The organism is Tranquillimonas alkanivorans (assembly GCF_900115595.1).
GTDB lineage: Bacteria > Pseudomonadota > Alphaproteobacteria > Rhodobacterales > Rhodobacteraceae > Tranquillimonas > Tranquillimonas alkanivorans.
Genome location: NZ_FOXA01000002.1, coordinates 249,544 through 261,472, shown reverse-complemented (window position 1 = coordinate 261,472; position 11,929 = coordinate 249,544). Strand labels below are relative to the sequence as shown.

At 68.4% G+C, this 11,929-nt stretch carries 11 protein-coding genes; 10 read left to right on the top strand and 1 reads right to left on the bottom strand.

The features are described 5' to 3' along the window. The first annotated feature begins 73 nt into the window (after positions 1 to 73). Together BM162_RS04790 and BM162_RS04785 are read left to right on the top strand one after the other, a co-directional pair. The gene (locus tag BM162_RS04790; RefSeq protein ID WP_093418453.1) at positions 74 to 1,360 is read left to right on the top strand and encodes an MFS transporter; all 1,287 of its coding nucleotides are present in this window, start codon (positions 74 to 76) and stop codon (positions 1,358 to 1,360) included. A gap of 56 nt (positions 1,361 to 1,416) precedes the next feature. Continuing rightward, positions 1,417 to 1,809 carry a hypothetical protein gene (locus BM162_RS04785; RefSeq protein WP_093418450.1) on the top strand — a complete coding sequence of 131 codons (393 nt, stop codon included), beginning with the start codon at positions 1,417 to 1,419 and terminating at the stop codon, positions 1,807 to 1,809. A gap of 42 nt (positions 1,810 to 1,851) precedes the next feature. On the opposite strand, the gene BM162_RS04780 is transcribed toward BM162_RS04785, so the two are convergent. Further along, positions 1,852 to 3,414, bottom strand: a complete 1,563-nt coding sequence (locus tag BM162_RS04780; protein WP_093418448.1) for a bifunctional metallophosphatase/5'-nucleotidase — start codon at positions 3,412 to 3,414, stop codon at positions 1,852 to 1,854. Positions 3,415 to 3,567: 153 nt separating this feature from the next. Between BM162_RS04780 and BM162_RS04775 the strand changes: the two genes are divergently transcribed. The 8 genes from BM162_RS04775 (at position 3,568) to BM162_RS04740 (ending at position 11,779) form a co-directional block, all read left to right on the top strand. Further along, positions 3,568 to 3,906, top strand: a complete 339-nt coding sequence (locus BM162_RS04775) for a DUF952 domain-containing protein (RefSeq protein WP_093418678.1) — start codon at positions 3,568 to 3,570, stop codon at positions 3,904 to 3,906. Next, complete coding sequence (locus BM162_RS04770) at positions 3,903 to 4,961, top strand: quinone-dependent dihydroorotate dehydrogenase (protein ID WP_093418445.1); 1,059 nt, start codon at positions 3,903 to 3,905, stop codon at positions 4,959 to 4,961. Before BM162_RS04775 ends, BM162_RS04770 begins: the two co-directional genes overlap by 4 nt. A 238-nt stretch (positions 4,962 to 5,199) precedes the next feature. Further along, positions 5,200 to 6,237, top strand: coding sequence for a rod shape-determining protein (locus BM162_RS04765; protein WP_093418443.1), 1,038 nt, complete (start codon positions 5,200 to 5,202; stop codon positions 6,235 to 6,237). 96 nt (positions 6,238 to 6,333) lie between these two features. After that, positions 6,334 to 7,236, top strand: a complete 903-nt coding sequence (gene mreC / locus BM162_RS04760; protein WP_093418440.1) for a rod shape-determining protein MreC — start codon at positions 6,334 to 6,336, stop codon at positions 7,234 to 7,236. Beyond that, a complete protein-coding gene (locus tag BM162_RS04755; protein WP_093418438.1) occupies positions 7,229 to 7,768 on the top strand; it encodes a rod shape-determining protein MreD in 540 nt (179 codons plus the stop codon). The genes mreC and BM162_RS04755 overlap by 8 nt, the downstream gene beginning before the upstream one ends. Beyond that, positions 7,765 to 9,711, top strand: a complete 1,947-nt coding sequence (mrdA, locus tag BM162_RS04750; protein WP_093418435.1) for a penicillin-binding protein 2 — start codon at positions 7,765 to 7,767, stop codon at positions 9,709 to 9,711. The genes BM162_RS04755 and mrdA overlap by 4 nt, the downstream gene beginning before the upstream one ends. Next, entirely contained in the window at positions 9,708 to 10,853 is a 1,146-nt protein-coding gene (gene rodA / locus BM162_RS04745; protein ID WP_093418432.1) for a rod shape-determining protein RodA, read from the top strand. Before mrdA ends, rodA begins: the two co-directional genes overlap by 4 nt. Next, the gene (locus tag BM162_RS04740) at positions 10,850 to 11,779 is read left to right on the top strand and encodes a 2-hydroxyacid dehydrogenase (RefSeq protein ID WP_093418429.1); all 930 of its coding nucleotides are present in this window, start codon (positions 10,850 to 10,852) and stop codon (positions 11,777 to 11,779) included. The genes rodA and BM162_RS04740 overlap by 4 nt, the downstream gene beginning before the upstream one ends. The last annotated feature ends 150 nt before the right edge of the window (positions 11,780 to 11,929 follow it).

The following is an 11,929-nucleotide window of genomic DNA, read 5'->3' as shown; positions in this document are numbered from 1 at the left end:
TTGATCGCTCTGGCGCCGGCTGATTTTCTCGCCTACGAGCCGCGCCAAGAACGACGACCGGGGACAGTACGTAATGGTTCGCCAGATTCTGCCGATCAGCGCATTGCTGCTGGGGTCGGCCTTCCTTCTTTTCGCGGGCGGCGTGAACGGGCTGATCCTGCCGGTGCGCGGCTCGTTCGAGGGGTTCACCGCATTCTCGCTGGGCCTACTGGGGACGGGATGGGCTGTCGGTTACGTGCTGGGCTGCTTCTACACGCCCCGGCTGGTGGCGCGGGTCGGGCATATCAGGGCCTTCAGCGTCATGGCCGCTTTCGCCGCCATCGCGGTGCTGGGGTCGCTGCTGCTGCTGACGCCGTGGGCGTGGATTCCGCTGCGCGGCATCTCGGGCTTCTGTTTCGCGGGCGCGGCGATGATCGTGGAAAGCTGGCTGAGCGAGCGGGCCGAGCCGCAGACGCGCGGGCGCATCTTCGGAATCTACACGATGGTGAACCTGGGCGCGACGACCGGCGGGCAGATGATCCTGACGCTGGGCGACACGGCGGGCTTCGTGTTTTTCGTGATCCCGGCGATGTTCTACTGCCTGGCGCTGGTGCCCACGGCAATTTCCTCGACCACCACGCCCAAGCCGCTGGTGTCCGTGAAGCTGGACCTCGGCGCGCTGTGGCGGAACTCGCCCGTGGCGGTGTTCGCGGTCTTCATGGTCGGCATCTCGAACGCGAGCTTCGGCGCGCTGGCGGCGGTCTACGGCGACCGGATCGGGCTTTCCATCGCGCTGATCGCTCTGTTCACCAGCGTCCCGATCCTTGCGGGCGCGGTGGCGCAGGTGCCCATCGGGAACCTGTCGGACCGGATGGATCGCCGGAAAGTGCTTGTGGGCATCGCGGCGCTGGCCATCGTCGCGGACCTGGGCTTCATCCTGCTCGCGCCCGAGGGGCAGCTTCTGAACCTCGTGCTGGCGGGCATCTTCGGGATCGCCATCTTCTCGATGTACCCGGTGATCGTGGCCCACGCCAACGACCACGCCGAGCCCGACACCTATATCCAGACCAGCGGCGGGCTGCTGATGGTGTTCGGGCTGGGCTCGATCATCGGGCCGGTCGTGGCGGGCTACGGGATGACGGCCCTGGGCATCCGAGCGCTGTTCCTGACGACGGCGGCGGCGCACGTGCTGGTCATCGGCTACGCCATCTGGCGGATCATGCGCAGCGACCAGGTGAAGGCCGAGGAGAAGATCTCGTTCGTGGCCACGCCTGTGGCGCGGGCGAGCACGCCCGAGACCGCCGCCCTGGCGCTGCAGGACGACGTGGACGCCGCCATGGAGGCCAAGGAGGAAGAAGAGGCTGCGGCGGAGCAGCGCTGAAACTCCGCTGCCGCGTCGGACGTTGAGCCGGTGACGCAACCGCATCCGGAGGTCACATGCGCCGCAGCTTCATCCGCCCCGCCCTCGCCGCCAGCCTCGCCCTCGCCGCGCCCGCCGCCCCCGCGCAGGAGGAGGACCGCGACGAGACGCGCCTGCCGCCGGTTTCGTGGGAGACACGCTACGTCGGACGCTACGCCGTCGACGGCGAATGCGACGACCCGGCGAAGTTCTGGGTGCTGGCCGAGACCGCCGTGGACATGGGCCACACCGTCTGCATCGGGATCGGCAAGAGAACGTGGGAGGGTGACCGCCTGATGGTCCCCATGTCGGACTGCGTCGAGCGGGGCGAGGAACGGCCGGACCGAGTGCTGGGCTTCGAGGTCGTGGGGCCGGACGAGATCCTCGTTACCGCGGACGGGGAAGAGGTGATCCTGCGCCAGTGCTCGTGACGTGGGGGCGTCCCCCGGCGGGGCCGGAGGACGCGAAGGCGATTACTGCGCCTCGGTGATACGGCCGTCCGTGTAGGGCTCGTAGGGCGAATTCTCGGCCAGGTACTCGGCCGTCACGTCGGCAAGGTCCGGCCCGTAGTCGTAGGCGTTCTCGGCATCGACGAACATCGAGTAGCCGTCGCCGCCGTTGCGGACATAGTTGTTGGACACCGCGCCATAGGTCGCTTCGGGGTCTAGCGGCTCTCCATCGACCATGACCTCGGCGATCCGGCTGCCCGGCTCGGCGGAGGGATCGAAGGTGAAGGTCATGCCCGCGACCTGCGGGAAGCGGCCGGCGCCGTCCTCGATCTGGCTCACGCCGTTCTCGAGCGCCTCCTTCAGGGTCGCGCCGGTGATCTGGAAGGTCGACAGCGTGTTCTGGAACGGCAGAACGGTCAGCACCTCGCCCATCGTCACCTCGCCCGCGTCGATCGAGGCGCGCAGGCCACCCGAGTTGGCGATGGCCACGTCGATGCCCTGATCCGCCACGCGGTCGAGCATGGCGTCGGCGACGAGGTTGCCCATCTCGCATTCCTGCGCGCGGCAGACCGAGCGGTCGCCTTCGATCGCGGCGGCGCTTTCGGCGACCACCTGGTTGCGGATCTCGTCGAGCGGCTGGGCCAGCTCCGAGATACGATCGACCGTGTCCGGATCCTCGACCACCGCGGCATCCAGAAGCTGCGGCTCGCCCTCGGCCGAGATGATGTTGCCCTCGTCGTCGAACGTCACGTCGAGCTCACCCAAGAACTTGCCGTAGGCATAGGCCTGCACGATGGCGGTGTTGTCGATCATCGTCGGGTACGGCCCGGCCGCGCCCTCCTGCTCGTTCGACAGCAGCGTGTTGGTGTGCCCGCCCACGATCACGTCGACGCCGGTAGTGTTGGCCGCCACGTGCTGATCGACGCCGTAGCCCGAGTGCGACAACACGATGATCTTGTTGACGCCCTGCTCGGTCAGCTTGTCGACCTCGCCCTGCACGGCCTCGGACGGATCGGTGAAGATCACGTTGGGGCCGGGGCTGGCCAGCTCGTCGGTGTCCTGCGGCGTCAGGCCGATCAGGCCGATGCGCTCGCCATCCTTCTCGACGATCGTCGACTTCTGGATCGCGTCCTTCAGCAGCGGCTCGCCCGAGATGTCGGCGTTCGACATCAGGATCGGGAACTCGACCGCGTCGACGAAGCCGCGCAGCACTTCGGGGCCGTCGTCGAACTCGTGGTTGCCCACGGTCATCGCGTCGTAGCCCATCTTGTTCATCATCTCGGCCGCGGCCTCACCCTTGTAGTAGGTGTAGAACAGCGTGCCCTGGAACTGGTCGCCGCCGTCGACGAGGATCCAGTTGTCGTTGTTGGCCTTGGCCTCCTCAATCGCGGTGACGAGCCGGGCGGAGCCGCCGAAGCATTCGCCGGCGTCGTTATCCTCGGCGGCGCAGGTCGAATCGTACTTCGAGATCGGCTCGAACCGCGCGTGGAAGTCGTTGGTGTGCAGGATCGTCAGCGAGTACTCGGCCTGCGCGGCGCCCGCGCAGAGCGCGGCGGCGGCCGCCGTCGCTAGAAGTCTGACAGTCATAGGAAACTCCCGGTGTTGAACGTGTGGGGCGAGAGTGACCCGCCCCCGTGGGGCTGTCAAAGCCCGATGCGCGGGTGGCGTAGCGTCGCTTTGCGACGTGTTCGTGACAGGGCGCACTTGACCATGTGGCGGGCGCGCGGCATGCAGCCGCCCATGCTGATCTACAAGGTACTGCGTTCGGACGAATACGCCGCCCTGCGGCTCGCGGGCGAGACGCGCGGCGCGCCCGTCGACGTCTCGGACGGCTACATCCATTTCTCCGACGCCACCACGCTGCGCGGAACGCTCGAGAAGCACTTCGCGGGCGAGGACGGGCTGATGCTGCTCGCGGTCGAGGCCGACACGCTGGGCGACGACCTGAAATGGGAGCCGTCGCGCGGCGGCGCGCTGTTCCCGCACCTTTATCGCCGGCTTCGGATGGACGACGTCGCGTGGAGCAAGCCCGTCGCGTTGGTCGGGGGGCGCCACGACCTGCCCGAGGACCTGGCGTGAGCCTGCCCGAGCGGCTGGGTCTCGCCCTGCTTCACCGAATGGATCCAGAAGCGGCGCATGGTTTGGCCCTGCGCGCGCTCAAGGCGGGGCTGACCGCGACCCCCGGTCCCGTCACCTCGTCCCGACTGCGCACGACGCTGGCGGGGATGGAGCTGCCGAATCCGGTCGGATTGGCCGCGGGGTTCGACAAGAACGCCGAAGCCGTGGACCGGCTGGCCGCGGCGGGCTTCGGCTTCCTGGAGGTCGGCGCCGCGACGCCGCGCCCGCAGCCCGGCAACCCGAAGCCGCGGCTGTTCCGGCTGACCGAGGACCGGGCGGTGATCAATCGCTTCGGCTTCAATAACGAAGGCGCCGAGGTCATTGCTGCGCGGCTGGCCACCCGCCGCAGCACCCTGCCCTGCGGATTGAACCTGGGTGCGAACAAGGACAGCGCGGATCGGGCGCGGGATTTCGTCGAGGTGCTGTGCACCGCCGGGCCGCACGTCGAGTTCGTCACCGTTAATGTCTCGTCCCCCAACACCGAGAAGCTGCGCGACCTTCAGGGCAAGGCGGCACTCGCCGACCTGCTGGCGCAGGTGGTCGAGGCGAACCGGACGCTTGCCCGGCCGGTGCCGGTGTTCCTGAAGATCGCGCCGGACCTGACCGAGCCCGAGATCGTGGACGTGGCCGAGGTGTCGCTGGCCTCGAAGATCGCCGGCATCATCGCCACGAACACCACGCTGACACGGGATGGCCTGAAAAGCGGGCATGCCGGCGAGAAGGGCGGCCTGTCCGGCGCGCCGCTGTTCGAGATATCGACCCGCGTGCTCGCCCGGCTCTCACGCGAAACGGGCGGCGCGCTGCCGCTGATCGGCGTGGGGGGCATTGCCTCGGCCGAGGATACCTACGCCAAGATCCGCGCGGGCGCCTCGGCGGTGCAGCTTTATTCGGCGCTGGTTTACGAAGGGCTGTCGCTGGTGCCGCGCATCGCGCGGGGGCTCGACCGGCTGCTGGAGCGCGACGGTTTCGCCTCGGTCTCCGAGGCCGTGGGCAGCGGCCGCGACGCCTGGCTCTGATCCCGGAAGGCCGAATCGCACGGTCCCGCCCCCGGGGATCCGGGGCGCGAACTCTACCATCGAAGCCCGCAAGTCCCGCGCAGGGCGCGATGCAAGCCCGGGACTGGGCGAAATCACGCTGACGCCGCGCCGCACTGGCGCTTTCACCGAGGCTCTGCACTGTTATAAGGGCATCGGCCCGCTCCCTCGCTCAGAGTCGCGGGCCTTTCGCGCGAATGGGGAACGGGAAGGCCAAATAATGGCGAGTATTGCGGGTCTGTTTTCGTCGGACATGGCGATCGACCTCGGGACGGCGAACACGCTGGTCTACGTGAAGGGGCGCGGCATCATCCTGAACGAGCCGTCGGTGGTGGCCTACCACTCGAAGGGCGGTCGAAAGGAAGTGCTGGCCGTGGGCGAGGACGCCAAGCTGATGCTGGGCCGGACGCCCGGCTCGATCGACGCGATCCGGCCCATGCGCGAGGGCGTGATCGCCGACTTCGACGTGGCCGAAGAGATGATCAAGCACTTCATCCGCAAGGTCCACAAGCGCACGACCTTCTCGAAGCCGAAGATCATCGTCTGCGTGCCGCACGGCGCGACGCCGGTGGAGAAGCGGGCGATCCGGCAATCGGTGATCTCGGCCGGCGCACGCCGCGCCGGGCTGATCGCCGAACCCATCGCGGCGGCCATCGGCGCGGGCATGCCCATCACCGATCCCACCGGCAGCATGGTCGTCGACATCGGCGGAGGCACGACCGAAGTCGCCGTGCTGTCGCTGGCCGACATCGTCTATGCCCGCTCGGTCCGCGTGGGCGGCGACCGCATGGACGAGGCGATCGTCAGCTATCTGCGCCGCCAGCACAACCTGCTGATCGGCGAAAGCACGGCCGAGCGCATCAAGACCACCATCGGGACCAGCCGCATGCCCGACGACGGGCGCGGCGCGGCGATGCAAATTCGCGGCCGCGACCTCCTGAACGGCGTCCCGAAAGAGACCGAGATCAACCAGGCGCAGGTGGCCGAGGCGCTGTCCGAGCCGGTGCAGGCGATCTGCGAGGCGGTGATGACCGCGCTTGAGGCGACGCCGCCCGACCTTGCCGCCGACATCGTGGACCGCGGCGTTATGCTGACGGGCGGCGGCGCGCTTCTGGGCGATCTCGACCTCGCGCTGCGCGAGCAGACGGGGCTCGCCATCTCGGTGGCCGACGAGTCACTGAATTGTGTAGCCTTGGGCACCGGCAAGGCGCTGGAGTATGAAAAGCAGCTCCGGCATGTGATAGATTACGAAAGCTGATCCGGCGCCTGCGGGCGCCGGGCGGCAGAAGGCCGGACAACGGCCGATTGACGAGGCTTCATCAGGCCGGACGGGGACCCGGCCCGGGAGCAGCCCATGGCGAACGACACTTCCAGCGCGCAGTTCACCCGCCCGATCCGGCGCATCCTGATCGGCGGGCTGGTCCTTTTCCTGTTCGCGATCTTCCTGCTGTGGCGCATCGACAGTCCGCGGGCCGAGCGCGTGCGCGCGCAGATCGTCAACGAGGTGGTGCCGTCCTTCGAGTGGGCGCTGGTCCCCGTGACGCGCGTCGCCCGGATGGTCGAGGATTTCCAGAGCTACACGCACATTTACGAGCAGAACCAGGAACTGCGCCGCGAGCTCAAGCAGATGAAGGCCTGGAAAGAGGCCGCGCTCCAGCTCGAGCAGGAAAACGCGAAGCTTCTGGACCTGAACAAGGTGCGGCTGGACCCGCAGCTGACCTATGTCACCGGGGTGGTGCTGGCCGATTCCGGCTCGCCCTTTCGGCAGTCGGTTCTGCTCAACGTCGGCGCGCGTGACGGCATCCGCGACGGCTGGGCGACGACCGACGGGCTGGGGCTGGTGGGCCGTATCTCGGGCGTGGGCGCCACCTCGTCGCGGGTGATCCTGCTGACCGACAGCAACAGCCGCATCCCGGTGACCATTCAGCCCTCGGGCCAGCAGGCGATCCTGGCCGGCGACAATTCGAAGCTGCCGCCCATCGACTTCCTCGAGTCGCCTGAACTCGTGCGTCCCGGCGACCGGGTCGTGAGCTCGGGCGACGGCGGCGTATTCCCGGCGGGCCTGCTGGTGGGACAGGTCGCACTCGACGCCGAGCGGCGGCTGCGCGTGCGGCTGGCGGCCGATTACGAGCGGCTGGAGTTCCTGCGGGTCCTGCGTTCGCACCGGACCGAGGCCGTGGACGACCCCGGCACGCTTGTGGTTCCCGACCGCCGCGACACCCTGGCCGGCGCGCCCGGAGGGGGCGAGGATGGTTGATCCCGTCACCACCGAACGTTGGGGCTACCGGGCGCTCTTCGCGGCCCTGGCGGCGCTGGTCCTGTTCATCCAGATCCTGCCTTTCCAGGTGGTCAGCAGCCGCCTGCCCGGCCCCGACCTGCTGGTCGTGCTGGCCTTCGTCTGGGTGCTGCGGCGGCCTGATTACGTCCCCACATTCCTGGTCGCCGCCGTGGTGCTGGCCGCCGACATCCTGCAGGTCCGGCCCATCGGGCTTTGGGCCGGCATCACGGTGCTGGGGCTCGAGTTCCTCCGTGCGCGCGAGCACCTGATCCGCGATCTGCCGTTCATGCTGGAGTGGGCGATGGTTGCGGGGGTCCTTCTGATGATGAAACTGGCCTACGTCGCAGCGCTGGGGCTGTTCATGGTGCCGCAGCCGCCCTTGCGGCTGAGCATTCTGCAGGTCGCGACGTCGGTGCTGAGCTACCCGGTCCTCGCCGCGCTGTCGCGCTACGCCCTCGGCGTGTTCAAGCGTGCCCCGGGCGAGGTCGACGCGCTGGGGCATCGCCGATGAAGAGATCGTCCAGAGACACCGCGACCTCGGCCCGCCGCGTTTCGCGGCGCGCGCTGGTGCTGGGTGGGCTGCAACTGGGCGTCATGGGCGCTCTCGGCCTGCGCATGCGGCAAATGCAGATCGAGCAGGCCGACGAGTTCCGCCTGCTGGCCGACGAGAACCGCATCAACATGCGGCTCATCGCGCCCGCCCGCGGCCTTATCTTCGACCGCAACGGGCGGCCCATCGCCGAGAACGCGCAGAACTACCGCATCGTCATCGTCAAGGAGGACGCGGGCGACGTGGACGAGGTCATCGCCCGCCTGCAAAAGCTCATCCACCTCGACGAGGGCGAGCTGGAGCGCGCGCGCCGCGAGCTCGACCGCCGCAGTCCCTTCGTGCCGGTCACCCTCACCGACCAGCGGTCGTGGGAGGATATCGCAACCGTCGCCGTCAACGCGCCCGCCCTGCCCGGCATCACGCCGGACGTTGGCCTGACGCGCAACTATCCCCTGCGCGACGACTTCGCGCACGTGGTGGGCTATGTCGGCCCGGTCAGCGACTACGACCTCAGCCGCATGGACGACGACGACCCGCTTCTGCAGATCCCGAAGTTCCAGATCGGCAAGACCGGCGTCGAGAACAAGCTCGAGCGCCGCCTGCGCGGCAAGGCCGGCACCAAGCAGATCGAGGTGAACGCCGCCGGCCGCGTCATGCGCGAACTCGGCCGCGACGAGGGCACGCCCGGCTCGAACCTGCAACTGACCGTCGATGCGGGGCTGCAGAACTTCGTGCAGGCGCGCCTGGCGCTGGGGCATTCCGCGGCGGCGGTGGTCATGGACGTGCGAGACGGAGACCTTCTCGCCGTCGGCTCGGCCCCGGCCTTCGACCCCAACAAGTTCGTGCGCGGCATCTCGAGCGCGGATTACGCGCTCCTGACCGAGAACATGTACCGCCCGTTGTCGAACAAGGCGGCGCAGGGCGGCTATCCGCCGGGCTCGACCTTCAAGATGATGGTCACGCTCGCCGCGCTCGAGATGGGAGAGGTCACGCCTGACGAGACCATCTGGTGCCCCGGTTATCACACGCTGGGCAACCGGCGCTTCCACTGCTGGAAGCGCGGCGGGCACGGGCACGTGGATCTCGAGGAAAGCCTCCAGCAATCCTGCGACGTCTACTATTACGAACTCGCGCAGCGCGTCGGGATCGACAAGATCGCCGAGATGTCGCGCCGCTTCGGCTTCGGCCACAGGTTCGACGTGCCCATGTCGGCGGTCACCGACGGCATCATGCCCACCAAGCAGTGGAAACGCGACCGCTACGACAAGGGCTGGCTGGTCGGCGACAGCCTGAACGCTGCCATCGGCCAGGGCTTCGTGCTGGCCTCGCCCCTCCAGCTTGCCGTGATGAGTGCGCGGCTGGCCAGCGGCAGCGCAATCGAGCCGCGGCTGATCAAGTCCGTCGACGGGGTCGAGACCGAGGTGAAGGGCGGCGGTCCGCTCGGCGTGAACGAGAATCACCTGCGCCGGGTCCGCAAGGCGATGTACGCGGTGTCGAACTCGCGACGCGGCACCGCCTACGGCAGCCGCATCCAGGACGAGGCGCTGGCGCTCGCCGGGAAGACCGGCACCAGCCAGGTCCGCAACATCACCGCCGCCGAGCGGGCGCGGGGCGTGACCTCGAACGCCGACCTGCCGTGGAAACGGCGCGACCACGCGCTGTTCGTGGGCTTCGCACCCTACACTGCCCCGCGCTACGCGGTCTCGGTCGTGGTCGAGCACGGCGGCGGCGGGTCGTCGGCGGCCGCACCGGTGGCCCGCGACATCCTGCTCTATGCGCTGCACGGCAAGCTGCCGCCGCTGGAGAGCTATCCCACCAGCCAACGCCAGGAGATCGAGGAGATGCAGCGCACCCTGCCGCTCTCTCCGCTCGACCGCGATGGCGGAGGCCGCAGCCGCGCATGAGCTACCTCGAGTACAACGTCCCGCGCGTGCCCCGCGGCGTCGCCAAGGTCTTCTACCTGAACTGGGCGCTCGTGCTGCTCCTGACCGCGGTCTCGGCCGTAGGCTTCCTGATGCTCTACTCGGTCGCGGGCGGGGACCTCTCCCGCTGGGCCGAGCCGCAGATGAAGCGCTTCGCCATGGGCATGGTGTTGCTTTTCATCGTGGCGATGGTGCCGATCTGGTTCTGGCGCAACATGGCCGGACTCGCCTATCTCGGCTCGCTCTTCCTGCTGGTGCTGGTCGAGCTGATCGGCACCACCGGCATGGGCGCGCAGCGCTGGATCGATCTGGGTTTCATGCGGCTGCAGCCGTCCGAGCTGATGAAGATCACGCTCGTGATGATGCTGGCCGCCTATTACGACTGGCTGGACGTCGACAAGGTGTCGCGGCCCCTGTGGGTCCTGGTGCCGCTGGTCTTGATTCTCGCGCCCACCTTCCTCGTCCTCAAGCAGCCCGACCTGGGCACGGCACTTCTGCTGATCATGGGCGGCGGCGCGGTCATGTTCGCCGCCGGCGTCAGTTGGTGGTACTGGGGCGTCGTGGTCGCCATGGGCGCGGGACTCGTCAGCGCCGTGTTCTATTCGCGCGGAACACCCTGGCAGCTTCTCAAGGATTACCAGTACCGGCGGATCGACACCTTCCTCGACCCGTCGACCGATCCGCTGGGCGCGGGCTATCACATCACCCAGTCGAAGATCGCGCTGGGATCGGGCGGCTGGACCGGTCGCGGCTTCATGCAGGGCACGCAGTCGCGCCTGAACTTCCTGCCCGAGAAACATACCGACTTCATCTTCACCACTTTGGCCGAGGAATTTGGCTTCGTCGGCGCCTTCTCTCTACTCACGCTCTACGCGCTGATCATCCTGTTCTGCATCCACTCGGCCGTCACCAACCGCGACCGGTTCGGCTCGCTCATGACGCTGGGGATCGCGGCGACGTTCTTCCTGTTCTTCGCGGTCAACATGTCGATGGTCATGGGCCTCGCCCCCGTCGTCGGCGTGCCGCTGCCCCTGGTCAGCTATGGCGGCTCGGCCATGCTGGTGCTACTCGTCGCCTTCGGGCTGGTGCAGTCGGCCCACGTGCACAGACCGAGGGGACCATGATCAACGTTCTGTTTTCCGCGCCGGAGGGCCGCTGGGCGCAGTACGAGCGTCCGCTGACAGAGGCGCTAGACGACGCCGGCGTCGCGGCAAACCTCTCCACCCACCATTCCCCGGAAGACGTGGATTACGTCGTCTACGCCCCCAATGGCGGCCTGTCGGACTTCACCCGCTTCACCCGCACCAAGGCGGTGCTCAGCCTCTGGGCCGGGGTAGAGAGCATCGTGGGGAACGAGACCCTGACCATGCCGCTCGCCCGCATGGTGGACGACGGCCTGACCGAGGGGATGGTCGAGTGGGTGACCGGACACGTCCTGCGCCATCACCTGAACATCGACCTGCACCTCCACGGGCAGGACGGCGTGTGGCGCGACTGGGTGCCGCCGCTCGCCCGCGACCGCAAGGTCGGGGTGCTGGGCCTCGGCGCGCTCGGCTCCGCCTGCGCGCAGGCCCTCGCCGCGCTGAACTTCGACGTCACGGGCTGGAGCCGGACCGGGAAGGCCGTCGACGGCATCGCCTGCCACCACGGCCCCTCCGGACTGGACACGGTGCTGGCGCGGTCCGAGATCGTGGTCCTCCTCCTGCCCCGCACGCCGCAGACTGAGAACATCCTGGACGCCGCCGCCATCGCCAGGCTTCCCCAGGGCGCGGTCGTGGTGAATCCCGGCCGCGGCGCGCTCATCGACGACGACGCGCTGTTGGCCGCGCTCGACGCCAGTCACCTCGCCCACGCCACGCTCGATGTCTTCCGGACCGAGCCGCTGCCCAAGGACCACCCGTTCTGGGCACACCCTAAGGTAACGGTCACACCCCACATCGCCTCGGAAACCCGCCCGGCCAGTGCCGCGCGCGTCATCGCCGAAAACATCCGCCGCGGCGAGGCAGGTAAACCGCTTCTGCACCTCGTGGATCGCGATGCGGGCTACTGACGCCGCGCTCCAAATCCACTGACGCCGCGCTCCAAATCCAGCGCAGCTCCCCTACCATCTTTGGTCCTGAAATATCCTCAGGGGTCCGGGGGCAGACAGCCCCCGGCATCGCGGCTGGCGAAGCCCGCCGCAACAAAAGCAGTCGCGCCG

What these genes read in the sequence shown, in the direction of transcription:
- rodA (WP_093418432.1), top strand. Translation starts at nt 9,708, where the DNA reads ATGAGCTACCTCGAGTACAACGTCCCGCGCGTGCCCCGCGGCGTCGCC.
- BM162_RS04785 (WP_093418450.1), top strand. Translation starts at nt 1,417, where the DNA reads ATGCGCCGCAGCTTCATCCGCCCCGCCCTCGCCGCCAGCCTCGCCCTC.
- BM162_RS04790 (WP_093418453.1), top strand. Translation starts at nt 74, where the DNA reads ATGGTTCGCCAGATTCTGCCGATCAGCGCATTGCTGCTGGGGTCGGCC.
- BM162_RS04775 (WP_093418678.1), top strand. Translation starts at nt 3,568, where the DNA reads ATGCTGATCTACAAGGTACTGCGTTCGGACGAATACGCCGCCCTGCGG.
- BM162_RS04765 (WP_093418443.1), top strand. Translation starts at nt 5,200, where the DNA reads ATGGCGAGTATTGCGGGTCTGTTTTCGTCGGACATGGCGATCGACCTC.
- BM162_RS04755 (WP_093418438.1), top strand. Translation starts at nt 7,229, where the DNA reads ATGGTTGATCCCGTCACCACCGAACGTTGGGGCTACCGGGCGCTCTTC.
- BM162_RS04780 (WP_093418448.1), bottom strand. Translation starts at nt 3,414, where the DNA reads ATGACTGTCAGACTTCTAGCGACGGCGGCCGCCGCCGCGCTCTGCGCG.
- BM162_RS04740 (WP_093418429.1), top strand. Translation starts at nt 10,850, where the DNA reads ATGATCAACGTTCTGTTTTCCGCGCCGGAGGGCCGCTGGGCGCAGTAC.
- mreC (WP_093418440.1), top strand. Translation starts at nt 6,334, where the DNA reads ATGGCGAACGACACTTCCAGCGCGCAGTTCACCCGCCCGATCCGGCGC.
- mrdA (WP_093418435.1), top strand. Translation starts at nt 7,765, where the DNA reads ATGAAGAGATCGTCCAGAGACACCGCGACCTCGGCCCGCCGCGTTTCG.